Source organism: Aminobacter sp. Piv2-1, from assembly GCF_037625995.1.
Classification (GTDB): domain Bacteria; phylum Pseudomonadota; class Alphaproteobacteria; order Rhizobiales; family Rhizobiaceae; genus Aminobacter.
Genome location: NZ_JARKMU010000005.1, coordinates 96,135 through 112,663 on the forward strand (window position 1 = coordinate 96,135; position 16,529 = coordinate 112,663).

General features: G+C 65.7%; 15 protein-coding genes and 2 tRNA genes. 15 read left to right on the plus strand and 2 right to left on the minus strand.

Annotation, left to right across the window (positions count from 1 at the left end):
• Nucleotides 1-41: 41 nt before the first annotated feature.
• The 7 genes from AmiPiv_RS10725 (at nt 42) to radC (ending at nt 6,467) form a co-directional block, all read left to right on the plus strand.
• Nucleotides 42-1,871, plus strand: a complete 1,830-nt coding sequence (locus AmiPiv_RS10725; protein ID WP_340037411.1) for a PHA/PHB synthase family protein — start codon at nt 42-44, stop codon at nt 1,869-1,871.
• 213 nt (nt 1,872-2,084) lie between these two features.
• On the plus strand, nt 2,085-3,290 hold the full coding sequence (locus AmiPiv_RS10730) for a D-Ala-D-Ala carboxypeptidase family metallohydrolase (protein ID WP_340037412.1): 1,206 nt from the start codon (nt 2,085-2,087) through the stop codon (nt 3,288-3,290).
• A 78-nt stretch (nt 3,291-3,368) separates the two neighbouring features.
• A tRNA-Glu gene (locus AmiPiv_RS10735) sits at nt 3,369-3,443 on the plus strand.
• A 264-nt stretch (nt 3,444-3,707) separates the two neighbouring features.
• Nucleotides 3,708-3,929, plus strand: a complete 222-nt coding sequence (locus AmiPiv_RS10740; RefSeq protein ID WP_340037413.1) for an alkylphosphonate utilization protein — start codon at nt 3,708-3,710, stop codon at nt 3,927-3,929.
• A gap of 63 nt (nt 3,930-3,992) precedes the next feature.
• Nucleotides 3,993-4,709 (plus strand): SH3 domain-containing protein, encoded by a 717-nt coding sequence (locus AmiPiv_RS10745; protein WP_340037414.1) that lies wholly within the window; start codon nt 3,993-3,995, stop codon nt 4,707-4,709.
• A 143-nt stretch (nt 4,710-4,852) separates the two neighbouring features.
• Nucleotides 4,853-5,680 carry a type I methionyl aminopeptidase gene (gene map, locus AmiPiv_RS10750; RefSeq protein WP_340037416.1) on the plus strand — a complete coding sequence of 276 codons (828 nt, stop codon included), beginning with the start codon at nt 4,853-4,855 and terminating at the stop codon, nt 5,678-5,680.
• A gap of 37 nt (nt 5,681-5,717) precedes the next feature.
• Nucleotides 5,718-6,467 carry a RadC family protein gene (radC, locus tag AmiPiv_RS10755; RefSeq protein ID WP_340037418.1) on the plus strand — a complete coding sequence of 250 codons (750 nt, stop codon included), beginning with the start codon at nt 5,718-5,720 and terminating at the stop codon, nt 6,465-6,467.
• Between the two features lie 101 nt (nt 6,468-6,568).
• Here the strand turns inward: radC and tig are convergent, their stop codons facing one another.
• Nucleotides 6,569-8,041: a trigger factor gene (tig, locus tag AmiPiv_RS10760; protein WP_340037731.1), complete on the minus strand. Its 1,473-nt coding sequence runs from the start codon at nt 8,039-8,041 to the stop codon at nt 6,569-6,571.
• A gap of 341 nt (nt 8,042-8,382) precedes the next feature.
• On the opposite strand from tig, the gene AmiPiv_RS10765 reads away from it, so the two are divergent.
• Nucleotides 8,383-8,467: transfer RNA gene (locus AmiPiv_RS10765), tRNA-Leu, on the plus strand.
• A gap of 54 nt (nt 8,468-8,521) precedes the next feature.
• Here AmiPiv_RS10765 and AmiPiv_RS10770 read toward each other — a convergent pair.
• A complete protein-coding gene (locus tag AmiPiv_RS10770; protein WP_340037420.1) occupies nt 8,522-8,839 on the minus strand; it encodes a hypothetical protein in 318 nt (105 codons plus the stop codon).
• Nucleotides 8,840-9,057: 218 nt separating this feature from the next.
• On the opposite strand from AmiPiv_RS10770, the gene AmiPiv_RS10775 reads away from it, so the two are divergent.
• The 7 genes from AmiPiv_RS10775 (at nt 9,058) to AmiPiv_RS10805 (ending at nt 16,513) form a co-directional block, all read left to right on the plus strand.
• Nucleotides 9,058-9,942 (plus strand): MurR/RpiR family transcriptional regulator, encoded by an 885-nt coding sequence (locus tag AmiPiv_RS10775; RefSeq protein ID WP_340037421.1) that lies wholly within the window; start codon nt 9,058-9,060, stop codon nt 9,940-9,942.
• 172 nt (nt 9,943-10,114) lie between these two features.
• Complete coding sequence (locus tag AmiPiv_RS10780; RefSeq protein ID WP_340037422.1) at nt 10,115-11,263, plus strand: mandelate racemase/muconate lactonizing enzyme family protein; 1,149 nt, start codon at nt 10,115-10,117, stop codon at nt 11,261-11,263.
• 11 nt (nt 11,264-11,274) lie between these two features.
• Complete coding sequence (locus tag AmiPiv_RS10785) at nt 11,275-12,036, plus strand: creatininase family protein (protein WP_340037423.1); 762 nt, start codon at nt 11,275-11,277, stop codon at nt 12,034-12,036.
• A 40-nt stretch (nt 12,037-12,076) separates the two neighbouring features.
• A complete protein-coding gene (locus AmiPiv_RS10790) occupies nt 12,077-13,603 on the plus strand; it encodes an ABC transporter substrate-binding protein (RefSeq protein WP_340037424.1) in 1,527 nt (508 codons plus the stop codon).
• A gap of 59 nt (nt 13,604-13,662) precedes the next feature.
• On the plus strand, nt 13,663-14,601 hold the full coding sequence (locus AmiPiv_RS10795) for an ABC transporter permease (RefSeq protein WP_340037425.1): 939 nt from the start codon (nt 13,663-13,665) through the stop codon (nt 14,599-14,601).
• A complete protein-coding gene (locus AmiPiv_RS10800; RefSeq protein ID WP_340037426.1) occupies nt 14,601-15,461 on the plus strand; it encodes an ABC transporter permease in 861 nt (286 codons plus the stop codon). The genes AmiPiv_RS10795 and AmiPiv_RS10800 overlap by 1 nt, the downstream gene beginning before the upstream one ends.
• A 2-nt stretch (nt 15,462-15,463) precedes the next feature.
• On the plus strand, nt 15,464-16,513 hold the full coding sequence (locus AmiPiv_RS10805; RefSeq protein ID WP_340037427.1) for an ABC transporter ATP-binding protein: 1,050 nt from the start codon (nt 15,464-15,466) through the stop codon (nt 16,511-16,513).
• Nucleotides 16,514-16,529: the final 16 nt, after the last annotated feature.

Sequence of the window (16,529 nt, forward strand, 5' to 3'; positions counted from 1 at the left end):
GTATGTCAATAAAGGGCCCTTTGGGAGGACCTGCGAGGACCATGGCGAAGGCAGACGATTCGGACAAGCCGAGCGGCGATTCCCCCTCCTCCATCGAGCAATATCTGGTCAAGGACCCCGAGCGTTTCGCTCTCAACATCGCCCGCATGATCGAGCAGGCCGGCAAGGCGGCCTCGGCCTGGGTCGAACCGCGCGAGAAGGGCGAGGTGCGCGACACGGTGGCCGAGCCGATGACCGACATGGTCAAGACCTTCTCCAGGCTCACCGAATACTGGCTGTCGGACCCCTCGCGCGCGCTGGAGGCACAGACCCGCCTGTTTGCCGGCTATCTCGAGGTGTGGGGCAATTCGGTCCAGCGCATGTCGGGCGAACAGGTCGAGGATGCGATCAAGCCCGAGCGGACCGACAAGCGGTTCCTCGATCCCGAATGGGGCCGCAACGCCTTCTTCGATTTCCTCAAGCAGGCCTATCTGGTGACCACGCGCTGGGCCGGCGACCTCGTCGAGCATGCCGACGGGCTGGACGAGCACACGCGCCACAAGGCCGGCTTCTACGTCAAGCAGGTCACCAACGCGATCTCGCCGTCAAACTTCATCCTGACCAATCCGGAACTGTTCCGCGAGACCGTCGCCAGCAACGGTGAGAACCTGGTGCGCGGCATGAAGATGTTCGCCGAGGACATCGCGGCGGGCAAGGGCGACCTCAAGCTGAGACAGGCCGACTACACCGGCTTCGAGATCGGCAGGAACGTTGCCATGACGCCCGGCAAGGTGGTCGGACGCAGTGACGTCGCCGAGATCATCCAGTACGCGCCCACCACGGAAAAGGTCCTGAAGCGGCCGCTGCTGATCTGCCCGCCATGGATCAACAAGTTTTACATCCTCGATCTCAACCCGCAGAAATCCTTCATCCGCTGGGCGGTGGAGCAAGGGCACACGGTCTTCGTCATCTCCTGGATCAACCCCGACCAGCGCCACGGGTTGAAGGACTGGGAGGCCTACATCCGGGAAGGCCTGCAATACGGCCTCGACATGGTCGAGCAGGCGACCGGCGAGCGCGAAGTCAATGCGATCGGCTACTGCGTCGGCGGCACGCTGCTCGCAGCGGCGCTGGCGCTGCTCGCGCAGGAAGGCGACCACCGCATCCGCTCGGCCACCTTCTTCACGACCCAGGTCGACTTCACCTATGCCGGCGATCTCAAGGTCTTCGTCGACGAGGACCAGATCGCCGCCCTCGAGCGCGCCATGAAGGGCAAGGGCTATCTCGACGGCACCAAGATGGCGACGGCCTTCAACATGCTGAGGTCGGGCGACCTCATCTGGCCCTACGTCGTCAACAACTACATGCGCGGCAAGGAGCCGCTGCCGTTCGACCTGCTCTACTGGAACGCGGATTCGACGCGGATGGCCGCAGCCAACCACTCCTTCTATCTGCGCAACTGCTATCTCGACAACAACCTGTCGCAAGGCAGGATGGAACTGGCCGGCCGAACGGTTTCGCTCGCCGACATCACCATCCCCGTCTACAACCTCGCCGCGCGCGAGGACCACATCGCCCCTGCCCGCTCGGTCTTCCTCGGATGCAAGTATTTCGGCGGCGACGTCGACTATGTGGTCGGCGGCTCCGGCCATATAGCCGGCGTCATCAACCCGCCCGCCGCCAACAAGTATCAGTTCTGGAGCAGCGGCAAGCCGACCGGCGACTTCGACGACTGGCTGAGCCACGCGACCGAGACGGCGGGATCGTGGTGGCCGCACTGGCAACGCTGGATCGAGGCCAAGGACGACAGGCGCGTTTCGGCGCGCAAGCCCGGCACAAGCGGACGGGTGCTAGAAGATGCTCCCGGCACCTATGTCAAGGTTCGAGTGTAACTCCTTGAAATCTGCGGTGAGTTGACGCCGATCGACAAGGAGGGCGAAATCATGGCAACCATGATCTCGCCGTATTTGGCGCCTAGCCCCGAAAATGGGGGATCACAGCCAGATGATCGGGTAGCGTTTCTCGTTCAGAAGCGCGGTTGCGTACACGTTGGATTTCATCGCCAAGCGTATTCTTTGGCAGCATTGCATTGAGAGGGGACCGGCTTGACGTCAGGACGACTGCGACCAGCGGACTGGAGGTACGGCGTTGCGCTGACCGTCCTGGTTTCGCTTGCCGCCGCCTCGTGCACCTCCACGGGCGAGCCCAATCTCGAACTGGCGAATGCTTCGTCCGCGACGACCGCAACAACTGAGGCTGCCGGCACAACCGAGGCGGCAGGATCGCCCACCGCAGCGACCGCGCAGGCAGGCACCAATCTTGCGATGAGTGCCGAAGGCGACACGGCCCTGCCCGACCAGGTCGGCTACGTTCCCGTCAACAAGCCCGGCACCGAATCGGCGGCGGCATCCGCGCTGGAAAAGGCGGAGCAGCCGCAGCAAGCCGCCGCCACGACCGGTGCGGAACAGCCGAAGGTAGCGGAATCGACGCAGGTCGCGGAAGCCACGCCTGAAAAGCCCTCGGCCCAGCCGGACAACGGCCTGGCTGCCGGCACGACGCCCGAGGAGCCGCAGCAGCCCAAAAAGAAGGGCTTCCTCGCGTCGCTGTTCAGCTCCTCGCCCACGAAGGCGGCCCCGCCAAAGGCAGGAGAAACCAAGCCGCTCATCGCGACTACTCCTGCCGCTGCTCCGGCCACTGCGCCGAAGGCGCCCGAGGAAAAGGCCAAGCCGATCATCACCCTCGCCTCCACGAAGGCCAACTCGAAGCAGGTGGCGATGGCTTCGCTCGGCGGCTCGTCGGGCGGCGATTCGGACTGGGCGCTGCCGGGCGTCCGCACCACCGACCTGTTCGAGATCAAGCGCAAGTCGGGCATCAACGACGACAGCGACGTAGACCTGAACGAAGGCGACGACGACGGGTCCTACGAGGTCGCCTCCGCGGCTGGCCTGGCACGCCTGGCACCGAACGGGCTGCTCAAGCAGAACGACAATGTCGATGTCAGCTGCCTCAGGCCGTCGCTGGTGCGCGTGCTCAAGGCAGTCGAGCAACGATTCGGCGCCAAGATGATCGTCACCTCCGGTTTCCGCGATCCCGAGCGCAACCGCCGGGTGGGCGGCGCCAAGAAGTCGCTGCACATGGCCTGCTCGGCCGCCGACATCCAGGTACCCGGCGTGGGCAAATGGGAACTCGCCACATTCCTGCGTTCGATGCCCGAACGCGGTGGCGTGGGCACCTATTGCAGCACGAGTTCGGTCCACGTCGACGTCGGTCCGGAGCGCGACTGGAACTGGCGCTGCGGCCGCAGGGGATAAGACGAAAAATCTCGCGGCGCAGCAAAAAGACGGGTTGCCTGCCGCGAACATCCCAACTATACACCGCCTCACCTGAGCGCGCCCATCGTCTAGCGGTTAGGACACCGCCCTTTCACGGCGGTAACAGGGGTTCGATTCCCCTTGGGCGTACCAGGTTTTCCAAGAAATACATTTGACTGCGACTGCCATCGGCTCAGCACTTGCTGAGCGTAGAAACGCAACAGCGGCGTCTTGTCTTGACCTCCGCTCAGAACCGCCGGCGCACATCGCTCGGTGTCAGGCCATATTCCCGCGTCTTGGCCACGATGACCTGTCTTTGCATCGCAAATGCGCGCCTGTTGCCACCAGCCCCACTTTACGCCGACGTTCCGGCGACCTACTGCAGTCCTCTCCACGCCAGCCACGGAAGGAAGCATCATGGCCGAAGACATCGTCAAGGACAGCAACGGCACCCCGCTCAACGACGGGGATTCGGTCACGCTGATCAAGGATCTCAAGGTCAAGGGCACCTCCGAGACCATCAAGCGCGGCACCCTGGTCAAGAACATCCGCCTGACCGGCAACGCCGGCGAGATCGAATGTAACACCAAGCAGGTCAAGGGGCTCGTCCTGAAGACCGAGTTCCTCAAGAAGGCCTAGCGCCCTGCCCGTGCGGTCACCTGCGTCAACGCGGCTTTAAGCTCTGAAGTCCAGACTCGCCGCATGTCCGGATTCGCCCTTCCAAAACTGAGATGGCTCCTGCTCGGCGCGATGGCGGCGGGCGGCTGGGCGATGACGCAGGAAGTGCCCAGCAAGTCGGGGCTAGGCGAACGCCCTGCCCGCGTGGCCAGCCGGCCCGGAGGCGAAGCCGCGCCACGCAAGGAAGTGCTGCGCCCGCAGGCAAGCGTCGGGGCACAGACCAATCCTGACATCGCGCGACCCAAGGCGGACGTCGAGCGGCGCGACGCCAAGACCCAGCCAAAGGCCGCGCCAAAACTGGCAGCGGCTCCGCGGCCAACGGGTGCCGTTGCCTCGAAACCTGCGCCAGCCCCCAGGGTGTCCGAGCCTGGCACGCCGCTGCGTCCCCCGGCAGAGGTCAAGACCGCCTCCATCCAGAAGACGCCGCCGACGCCCGCCCCGCGTCCGCAAATGCCGGCGCCGCGCCCTTCGGTGGCGAGCAAGCCCGGCAAGAGCGGCGAGCCCGGCATGCTGTTCACCAGCACGCGCATCTATCTCCGCCAGCGGCCGGAGATCGCCGCACCCGTGCTCTACCCGGTCAAGCAGGGCGAAGGCGTCAGGATCTTCGCCCGCGACGGCAACTGGGCGCTGGTGATGGCCGCGGGCCGTCGCGGCTGGGTTCACGTCGAAAGCCTGAAATCGGCCGATCCCGACGCCCCGCGCCCGGAGCAACCGCTCTTCCAGCCCGCCAAGGGCGGCTGACCGTCGCCTTTTTGGGCGGCCGGGCGGCGCAAAAGCGCGCGCCATTGCCTTTGCGGGTTGAATCCGGACGCGTCCGGTGCCAAATCTGCGGCGATGCCTCGCATGCCCTTTGCGAGCACTCCGAACTTATCCGGCAGAAGTCCATGGTCAGCTATCTCGACGCCGAAACGGCGCCCCTCAGGAATACGGGCCAGATCCGGCTCTACGGAGCCGACGCCTTCGAAGGCATGCGCAAGGCCTGCCAGCTCACGGCACGATGCCTCGACGAACTGGCCGACCGCGTCGCACCCGGCGTGACGACCGAAGCGATCGACCGCTTCGTCTTCGAGTTCGGCATGGACCACGGCGCCGTGCCCGCCACGCTCAACTATCGCGGCTATACAAAATCCTGCTGCACCTCGATCAACCACGTCGTCTGCCACGGCATCCCCGACAACAAGCCGCTGCGCGAAGGCGACGTCGTCAATATCGACGTCACCTACATCCTCGACGGCTGGCATGGCGATTCGAGCCGCATGTATCCGGTCGGAACGATCAAGCGTGCCGCCGAACGCCTGCTCGAAGTGACGCACGAGTGCCTGATGCGCGGCATCGAGGCCGTGCGGCCGGGGGTGCGGACGGGTGCGATCGGTGCTGCGATCCAGACCTTTGCCGAAGCCGAGCGCTGCTCGGTCGTGCGCGACTTCTGCGGCCACGGCGTCGGCGCGCTGTTCCACGACGCGCCGAACATCCTGCACTACGGCAACGTCAACGAAGGCGTCGAGATGCGCGAAGGCATGATCTTCACGATCGAGCCGATGATCAATCTCGGCCGCCCGCATGTGAAGGTTCTTTCCGACGGCTGGACGGCCGTGACGCGCGACCGCTCGCTGTCGGCGCAGTACGAGCACACCGTCGGCGTCACGGCCACCGGCTGCGAGATCTTCACGCTGTCGCCCAAGGGGCTCGACCGCCCGGGCCTGCCCGCATAAGATCGCCCGGCCGGCCATCTGCCGGCGGGGGCGGCGGATGGACGGCAACGAGCACGACGAGCGCGGGTTCTTCGGCGAGCAGCCCGTACCACCCGTCAAGAACAGCGACATCCCCGACAAGCCTCACTATCTCGGCCATCGCGAACGGCTGCGCGAGCGTTTCGTAGCGGCCGCGGATGCGCTCGCTGACTACGAGCTGCTCGAACTTCTGCTGTTCAGGCTGATCCCCCGCGCCGACACCAAGCCGGTGGCAAAGGCACTGCTTGCGCGCTTCGGCACGCTGGCGGAGGTGCTCGGCGCCCCGGCGAGCCTGCTCCAGGAGGTCAAGGGGGTGGGCGCCTCGGTGGCGCTCGACCTCAAGGTCATCGCGACGGCGGCGAAGCGCATGGCGCGCGGCGAGATCAGCGGCCGCGAAGTGCTGTCGTCCTGGGCACAGGTGCTGGACTACTGCCGCGCCTCGATGGCCTTCGAGGAACGCGAGCAGTTCCGCATCCTCTTCCTCGACAAGAAGAACGCCCTGATCGCAGACGAGGTGCAGCAGACCGGCACGGTCGACCACACGCCGGTCTACCCGCGCGAGGTCATCAAGCGGGCGCTGGAACTGTCGGCGACGGCCATCATCCTCGTGCACAACCATCCCTCCGGCGATCCGACCCCGTCGCGCGCCGACATCGACATGACCAGGACGATCATCGACACGGCCAAGCCGCTCGGCATTTCGGTGCACGACCACATCATCATCGGGCGGAAGGGCTTTGCCAGCATGAAGGGCCTGGCACTGATCTGACGCCAATGCGCGGTTAGGGGTCGGTGTTCAGACAAGACGGCAAACAAAAAAAGCCGCCGGTTTCCCGGCGGCCTTTTCTAACCTTGCCTGGAGGCTGAGCCTTACTCGGCGTCGCCTTCCTTGGCGGCCTTCTTCTTCGGAGCAGCCTTCTTCTTCGGCTCCTCGCCCTCGGCGGCCTCGGTCTTGGCGGCCTTCTTGGCCGAAGCCTTCTTGGCCGGCTTCTCGGCAGCTTCGTCCTCGTCGTCCGCCAGCAGCTCTTCCTTGCTCACCTTCTTGTCGGTGACGGAGATCTGCGACAGCAGGTGGTCGACCACCTTCTCCTCGAACAGCGGCGCGCGCAGGTTGACCAGCGCCGACGGGTTGTTGCGGTAGAAGTCGAACACTTCCTGCTGCTGGCTGGCCGGGTAGCGGCGAACCGTGTCGAACAGGCCGCGCTGCAGTTCCTCGTCGGAAACAGTCACGCCGGCCTTCTCGCCGATCTCGGCCAGCACGAGGCCCAGGCGCACGCGGCGCTCGGCCAGGCGCTGGTATTCGGCGCGGGCTTCCTCTTCGGTCGTCTCTTCGTCGGCGAAGGTGCGGCCGGCGAGCTCCAGGTCGCGGGTGACCTGGCCCCAGATGTTGTTGAACTCGGCCTCGATCAGCTTCGAGGGCGCCTCGAACTTGTAGTTGCCGTCGAGCTGGTCGAGCAGCTGGCGCTTCACCTTCTGGCGCGTCATGGCGCCGAACTGGTTCTCGAGCTGGCCGCGGACGATCTCGCGCAGCTTGTCGAGCGACTCGAGGCCGAGGTTCTTGGCCGTCTCGTCATTGATCTCGAGGGCACCGGGAGCAGCCACTTCCTTGACGGTGACGTCGAAGGTGGCTTCCTTGCCGGCCAGGTGCGCGGCCTGGTAGTTTTCCGGGAAGGTGACGGTGACGAGCTTCTCGTCGCCGGCCTTGGCGCCGACCAGCTGGTCCTCGAAGCCCGGGATGAATTCCTTCGAGCCGAGCACCAGCGGCTGGTCGCCGCCCGTGCCGCCGTCGAAGGCCACGCCGTCGATCTTGCCGACATAGTCGATGGTGACGCGGTCGCCCTCGGCGGCCTTGCCTGCCTTCGTCTCGAAGGTGCGCGCCGACTCGGCGATGCGCTTGACCTGCTCGTCGATCTCGCTGGCCGGCACGTCGTAGACCGGACGCGAAACCTTGATGTCGGAGAATTCCTTGATCTCGATCGCCGGAATGACCTCGTAGCTCAGCGAGAACTCGAAGTCGGCGCCGCCGGCGAGGATCTTCTCGGCTTCCTTCTCGTCCTCGGTCATCACGACGTCGGGCTGCATGGCAGCCTTTTCGCCGCGGTCGGCGATGATCGTGCGGGTCGAGTCGGTCAGGATTTCGTTGACGACCTCGGCCATGAACGACTTGCCGTACATCTTGCGCATGTGCTGGAGCGGCACCTTGCCCGGGCGGAAGCCATTGATGCGGACCTTGTCCTTGGCATCCGAAAGCCGCTTCGCCAGGCGGGCTTCCATGTCACCGGCCGGGACCGTGACCTTGATCTCGCGCTTGAGACCGGAGTTGAGCGTTTCGGTGACCTGCATCATCAAACCTTTGTCCTACGTATGGCGCGGCGCGACGGCATCCAGCCGTTCAGCCTGCCCGAATTCGTTTGCCGGGGGTGGCTTCAAGTCCGCAAATTGGAACCCGGAACCGCTTATTTCGGCCCACCTGTTCCGCCGTCTTCCGAAGATCTCGATAAGTTGTTGTTATTTCTACTTCTTATCGTATCCAGCAAAGACGGATTCTCGCGTCCCGTCATATTCGACAGGCCTTTTGTCACACGCGGGCCGAATTTTCAACCATCTTCGCCATTTCTCCCGGCCAAGCCGATTTCCTCCGCGAGATTGACAGAATGATGGCGACATGGGATTTGCGGTCGCATGCGGATGTGGCGGAACTGGTAGACGCCCTGGATTTAGGTTCCAGTGCCGAGAGGCGTGTAGGTTCGACTCCTATCATCCGCACCAGCCATCACAGCCAGCCTCGCCAGCCGGCCTGTTCAGGCAGCCACACGCCTCAGCTCAGATACCCGACCCGTCCACCTCGATCTCGTCGCCTTCCCAAGGCTGCGGCATGGCAAAGGCCTTGCCCGCATTCTTGCCCAGGTTGGCCTGCGGCAGCGGCATCCAGCACTTCAGTTCCGGCTCGGCATAGCCGATGATGCAGCCCGGATAGGAGTCTGCGGCGCGCCAGCCTTCGCTGCCAAACTGGTCGGTCCGCGCCCAATAGGCCACGTCCACCTCGGCCGGCCCCTGCTCGACCGGGCGCACCGTGACCAGGATCCTGCTGCCGTCCTTCGGCGCGCTCGACATCTGGCGCCAACGATCGGGTTCGTCCATTTCGCTTTCCTCCACTCACGGCAGATCGCCAATGGGGACGTCCGCCGCGTTAGGCGGGATGTTATTGCAAGCCTTGCCCCGACGCCATGGCCGCACGCCGGCAGGGGCGTGGATATCCAATGCCGCCCGGCGTGTCTTTTCGCGAAAATCAGGGGCCCCTTGGATTCCTGACGACATGACCTAGGATCGGCCAACCCAGACTCGGCAGCGAAGGCCACATGGCAAACCAGACCAGCCTCATCGACCGGCTCCGCATCGAAAACGGAGAGATGAACCCGGCGGACCGCGCCATCGCCAACGTCATCCTCGACGACATCGAGGCCGCGACGCGCCTGCCGATCAAGGATCTCGCGGCAAAGGCCAAGGTCAGCGAGCCGACGATCATCCGCTTCGCCCGCCGCATCGGCTGCGACGGCTTCACCGACTTCAAGATCAGGCTCGCGCAGGACTACGCGATCGGCCGGATGTACATCGCGGCGGAACGGACATCGGCCGCCGAGACCGGCCCGGACGTCGCCCAGCATGTCTATGACGCGACCAGCCAGGCGCTCGCCAACGCCTTCGCCCAGCGCGACCCGGCCGCCCTCGAACAGGCCGCCAACCTGATCCATGCGGCGCGTCGCACCTTCTGCTTCGGCGTCGGCGGCAGTTCCGCCAACGTCGCCCGCGAGGCCGAGAACCGCCTGTTCCGCCTCGACATCGCCGTATCGGCCACCGCCGACCCCTACAAGCAGCGCATCATCGCCTCGACGGTCGAGGCCGACGACGTGCTGTTCATCTTCTCGGTCACCGGCAAGCCGCGCTCGCTCGTCGACAGCGCGCAGATCGCCCTGTCGCTCGGCGCCAAGGTCGTCACCGTCACCCACCCCGGCAGCCCCCTCGCCCAGCAGGCGTCGGTCAACGTGCCGCTGGTTGCCTTCGACGAAGAGAAGTTCTTCTACATGCCCAACCGCGGACGCTACGGGCAGCTCTTCGTGCTCGACTGCATCTCGACGCTGATCGGCGCACGCCGACGCAACACCGTTGGCAAGAAGCTTTGGCGCGCCCGTTCGACGCTGGTGGCGCTGCACGGCAGCACCGACAGCCAGCCCGTCGGCGACTGACGCCCCGCCGCACGCCCTCACCGCACTCCCGAATAGGTCCTCTCCGCGGCATCGGCGGGGCGCTTCGTCGCGGCTTTCAAATTCGTTGTGAAATTTTACTCCGCAAAGATTGACATATTCGTAGGAAAACTACATCCTCGGTTTCGTTCCAACAGCGAGCCGAAAGCCGACCATGCCGATAGCCGACAAGACCATCGTTTCCTTCCGCTTCGATGAGGTCGTCGTGCCGGCCCACAAGGGCGTCATCAATTCCGACAGCCTGGCCAAGCCGCTGCACATGCTGCCGGTCGGCGGCAAGGCCGCCTGGAGCATGCAGTTCGACGAACTGCCCAAGCTGATCGTGCGCATGACGCTGGCCGACGGCACCGTCGGCCTCGGCGAATTCTACCGTGACCACGAATGGCCGCGCATCGAGGCGATCTGCGCCAACCTGCTCGGTCAGTCGATCATGGACCTGACCCTGCAGGACCTGCCGCTGCCGCTGTGCCGCGAGTATGACGGCTTCGAATGCGCGATCTGGGACGCCTATGCCAAGTCGCTCGGCGTGCCTATGCATCGCCTGCTCGGCGGCGCCGTCCGCGAGCACGTCCCCGTGAGCGCGTGGTCGAGCCACCGTACGATGGAGGAAGTCGGCCCCTGGGTGCGCCGCTACCATGAGCAGGGCTACAAGGTCATCAAGTTCAAGTGCGACCTCGAGGACGACGTCGCCGGCTGGTGCGCCGAGATCAAGCAGCATGCTCCCGGCATGAAGGTGATCTTCGACCCCAACCAGCGCTGGGAGAATTCGGGCAACGCGCGGCGCATCATCCGCGAGCTCGAGGCGGTCGGCAACGTGCTGCTGCTCGAGGATCCGCTGCCGCGCTGGATGCTGCTCGACTTCGCCGAGCTGCGCCGCTTCTCGTCCATCCCGATTGTGCTGCACGTGTCCCTGCCCTATGTCTACCAGGGCCAGCGTCCGCACGACGCCATCAACGCGCTTGCCCACAATGCCGTCGACGGCTTCAATTTCAACGGCGGCCTCGCCAAGTTCCAGGCGCTCGACCACATCGCCGCGACCGCCGGCCTCTATTGCTGGCATGGCTCCGAGGTCGACCTCGGCATCCTGGAAGCGATGTACGTGCACCAGTCGGCCGCGGCCAGGAGCTGCGTCTGGCCGGGCGACATCTTCGGCCGCATGATCCGCTCGCACGATCTGCTGGAGACGCCGCTCGCCTTCGAGCCGCCCCATGTGCGCATTCCGAGCGACGGCCCGGGCCTCGGCGTCAAGCTCGACGAGGCCGCGCTCGCACGCTTCCGCACCTCCGAACGCACCATCGCCTGAGGGGAACGCAGATGCGCTGGGAAAAACTCACCACCAACGAGTTCGCCGGGCTGGATCGATCGATCCCGGTCGTGCTCAACGTCGCCGCCATCGAACAGCACGGCCCACACCTGGCGATCGACACCGACGTCGCCATCGGCGGCCATTTCCTCGACCGGCTGGAGGAGCGGATGGGCGACCGGGTGCTCATCCTGCCGCAGATCAAGGTCTGCTGCTCCGAGCACCACATGGAGTTCGCCGGGACGCTGAGCATCCGCCACGAGACGTTCCTCGCCTATGTCGGCGACATATTGGAAAGCGTGGTGCGCCACGGCTTCACCAACATCGTCCTGTTCAACAGCCACGGCGGCAACCAGGCCATCGGGCAGGTGCTGCTCGAAACCTTCGGCTCGCGCCATCGCGACTGCCGCATGGCAATGCTGACCTGGTGGCGCCTTGCCGCCCCCGAACTCGAAAAGATCCGCGAAAGCGGCTTCGCCGGCGTCAACCACGCCTGCGAGTTCGAGACGTCGCTGATGCTGCTGGCAGCACCCGACGGCGTGCGCAGCGAACTGATCGGCGACATGTCCTATGTCGAGACCTTCGACTGGGCCAACGCCGACATGATCCGCGCCAGCCGCGGCGCGCTGTTCCGCACGATGCACCAGATGTCGGGCGGCACGGGCGTGGTCGGCGATCCGTCCACCGCGACCGCCGCCAAGGGCGAGCGCATCACCGAGGCCGTGGTCGCCCAGATGGAGCGCGTCGTCACGTCACTGGCAAAGGCGCACTGAATACTTCACCAGCACTTCGAATGGATAAAGGGAGGCGAACATGCTGAGGAAACTGATTATCGCAGGTCTGGCAGGCGCGAGCATGCTGGCAACGACACAGGCATTTGCACAGGAACGAGGCGGCGTCGTCAACGTCGCGACGATCGGCGAACTGACCACGCTCGATCCGATGACCGCGACGGGCGACCTGCTCGGCATGGTCACGCAACACTTCTTCGAGACGCTCTACACGTTCGACAAGAACTGGAACGTCGCGCCGCTGCTCGCAGAGGGCCTGCCGGAGGTCTCCGCCGACGGCAAGGTGCACACCATCAAGCTGCGCCAGGGCATCGTCTTCCATGACGGCACGGCGATGACCTCGGAGGACGTGGTCGCCTCGCTGAAGCGCTGGCTCGAGGTCGCCTCGCGCGGCAAGCTGGTGGCCGCCAACCTCGACAAGCTCGAGGCCGTCGACGACTACACCGTCCGCATCACGCTCAAGCAGCCGTTTGCGCCGCTGACCGCCCTGCTCGCCTTCAACAACTCCGCAGCCGTGGTGCTGCCGTCCGAGAAGATCGGCGAAACGCTGTCCGAGTATGTCGGCACCGGCCCCTACATGATCAAGGAGCGCAAGCCCGACCAGTATCTCCAGCTAGTCCGCTTCGACGGCTACAAGTCGCGCGAGGGCGAGCCGGACGGCTTCGGCGGTGCGCGCAAGCAGTATCTCGACGAGATCCGCTTCGTGCCGGTTCCCGATGCGAACACCCGCGTCGAGGGCGCCATCGCCGGCCAGTACGACTATGCGGACCTGCTTCCCGTCGAGGCGTTCGACCGCCTCAACGGCCAGGCCAAGACCGAGCCGCTGGTGCTCAAGTCCTTCGGCTGGCCGATGTTCATCATGAACAACAAGGAAGGCATGATGACCAAGCCCGGCCTGCGCAAGGCCGTGCAGGCAGCGCTCAATTCCGAGGACATGCTGGCCGCCGCCTTCGGCAAGCCCGACTTCTTCGCCGTCGACGGCGCTCTCTACCCCGAAGGCTACCAGTGGCGCTCGGACGCCGGCATCGAGCCCTACAACCAGGGCAACCCGGACAAGGCCAAGGAACTGGCGGCCGAAGCCGGTTACGACGGCAAGCCGATCCGCATCCTCACCAGCCGGCAGTACGAGTTCCACTACAAGATGGCGCAGGTCGCCGCCGAGTATCTCAAGGCGGCCGGCCTTGCGGTGCAGCTCGACGTGGTCGACTGGGCGACGCTGGTGCAGCGCCGCGCCGAGCCGGCGCTGTGGGACATCTTCATCACCCACAGCCCTTTCCTGCCGGACCCGGCGCTGATCGCGCCGCTGCCTTCGTCCTATCCGGGATGGTGGGCGAGCGAGGCCAAGGACAAGCTCGTGGTCGCGCTCAACACCGAGATGGATCCGGAAAAGCGGGTCGCCATCTGGTCGGACATCCAGAAGCTGATCTATGACGAGGCGCCCTTCTACAAGGTTGGCAACTTCAACGCCCTGTCGGCCAAGTCGCCCAAGCTCGGAGGCTTCACGCCCTCGGCCTGGCCGTACTTCTGGAACGCCTACCTGACCAAGTAACAGCCAGCTTCATCCGGCGCGGCCACAGCCGCGCCGGGGGGACGAACGGGAGCCGATCGATGCGATACGTCCTGCAGCGCCTCCTTGGCATGCTCACCGTGATGTTCACGGTCGTCACGATCGTCTTCATCATCGTGCGCGTGGCGCCCGGCGATCCGGCGGCGGTCATGCTCGGCCCGGATGCGACGCCGGCCGACGTCGAGGCGCTGCGCGTGCGCCTCGGCCTCGACCAGCCGCTGCCCATCCAATATGTCTATTTCCTCGCCCAGCTCGCCCGCGGCGATCTCGGCCACTCCATCTTCCTCGACATGCCGGTGGCGAGCGCCCTGCTCGACCGGGCGGAGCCCACCTTCTTTCTCACCCTGTTCGCCATACTGATCGCCAGCGCCATCGCCCTGCCGGTCGGCATCATGTCGGCCTATCGGCGCGGGGGCCTGTTCGACCAGTCGGTCACCACGCTCACCATGCTAGCCGCGAGCATCCCGAGCTTCTGGCTCGGCCTCATCCTCATCCAGGTCTTCGCCGTTCGCCTGGGCTGGTTCCCGGTCGCGGGCTATGGCGGCCCGGATGCCTCGTTCCTGGCGCGGATGGGCCACCTCGTCCTGCCGGCGACGGCGCTCGGCGTCGTCTCCTCCGCGCTGATCACCCGCTTTACCCGCGCGTCGATGCTCGACGTGCTCAACGACGACTACGTGCGCACTGCCCGCTCCAAGGGCATGGGCGAATTCCGGGTCGTCATGAAGCACGCCTTCAAGAACGCGCTCATCCCCGTGCTCACCGTCGTCGGCTTGACCGCCGCGCTTTTGGTTTCCGGCGCCGTCGTCACCGAAACGGTGTTCAGCCTCCCCGGCGTCGGCAACCTCGTCGTCTCGGCCGTGCTGCGCCGCGACTATCCCGTGATCCAGGGCGCCCTGCTCGTCATCGCCGCGATCTACGTCCTCATCAATTTCGGCATCGACATGCTCTACCTCATGATCGATCCGCGGGTGCGCTACTGATGGCTGCCTCCTCCGCCGGCGTGGACACTCCGCGCATCTCCACCCTCATCCTGCAGCGCCGCACGCTGGCAATCGGCCTTGCCGTCATCGCGACGATCACGCTGCTTGCCATGCTCGCGCCGCTGATCGCGCCCTATGCGCCGAACAAGCTGTCGATCGTCAACCGGCTGAAGCCACCGAGCGCGACCTGGTTCTTCGGCACGGACGAGTTCGGCCGCGACGTCTTCAGCCGCACCATCTACGCCGGCCAGCTGTCGCTGATGGTCGGCGCGGCGGCCACCGCGCTGGCCGGTGTCGTCGGCATCACGCTCGGCATCGTCGCGGGCTTCTTCCGCAAGGCCGACGGCGTGGTCTCGCGCATCATCGACGCGATGATGGCGTTTCCGGACATCCTGCTGGCGATCGCGCTTGTGGCAGCCCTCGGGCCGTCGCTCGCCACCGTCATCATCGCGCTCGGCATCGTCTACGCCCCGCGGCTTGCGCGCATCGTGCGCGCCTCGACGCTGGTGATCCGCGAACTGCCCTATGTCGAGGCCGCGCGCGCGCTCGGCGTTCCGACCTGGCGCATCATGACGCGGCACGTCCTGCGCAACCTCGTCTCGCCCATCCTGGTGCAGGCGACCTTCATCTTCGCCTATGCGATGCTGGCCGAGGCCGGGCTCTCCTTCCTTGGCGTCGGCGTCAGCCCGGAAATCCCGACCTGGGGCACGATGATCGCTTCCGGCCGCCAATATGTCGGCCAGGCCGACTGGGTGACGATCTTCCCCGGCCTCGCCATCATCCTCACCGTGCTGTCGCTGCAACTCGTCGGCGACGGGCTGCGCGATCTGCTCGATCCGCGCCTGCGCAAGGATCTCTGACCATGGCTGTTTCCGCATTGAAAGCCGCCAGCCAGCCGGAGGCGCTTCCTGCCGACGTGGTGCTGCGCGCCGAGGACCTGCGCACGCACTTCGTCATGGGGTCGCGCGCCGCGAAATCGGTCGACGGGGTCACGCTGACCGTCCGTCGCGGCGAAACGCTCGCGGTGGTCGGCGAATCCGGCTCCGGCAAGTCGGTCACCAGCCTGTCGATCATGCGGCTCCTGTCGCATCCGGGCCGCATCGTCGGCGGCCGCCTGCTCTACCGCCTGCGCGACGGCAGCGTCGTCGACCTCGCCACTCTCAGCGAGAGGCGGATGCGGGCGATCCGCGGCAAGGAGATCGCCATGATCTTCCAGGAGCCGATGACGAGCCTGAACCCGCTCTTCACCATCGGCGACCAGATCATGGAAATGATCCGTCTGCACGAGCCGGTCGGGCGCTCAGAAGCGCGGGCGCGCGCCAAAAGGATGCTCGAACTCGTCGAGATCCCCGCCGCCGAGAAGCGTCTCGACCAGTATCCGCATGAAATGTCCGGCGGCATGCGCCAGCGCGTGATGATCGCGCTCGCGCTCGCCTGCAACCCGGCGCTGCTGATCGCCGACGAGCCGACGACCGCGCTCGACGTGACCATCCAGGCGCAGATCCTCGACCTGATGCGGCGCCTGCAGCGCGAGATCGGCATGAGCATCCTGTTCGTGACGCACAATCTCGGCGTCGTCGCCGAGATCGCCCACGAGGTCGCGGTCATGTATGCGGGCCGCGTCGTCGAACAGGCGCCGGTGCGCGACCTTTTCGCCCGGCCCCGCCACCCCTACACCAAGGGCCTGCTCGCCTGCATTCCGGATCCGAAGCGCGACCGCGCCGACGACGGTTCTCGGCTCATGCTCAACCCGATCCCGGGCAGCGTGCCGAGCGTGCTGGCGCTGCCCTCGGGCTGCGCATATGCCCCGCGCTGCCCGCTTGCCGAAGCGCGCTGCGAGGCGGTCCCGCCGGAACTGCTGAACGCGTCGCCCGAACACCTGACCCGCTGCTGGAGGCACGAACTCCTGTGACCGACGCCCGACAAAC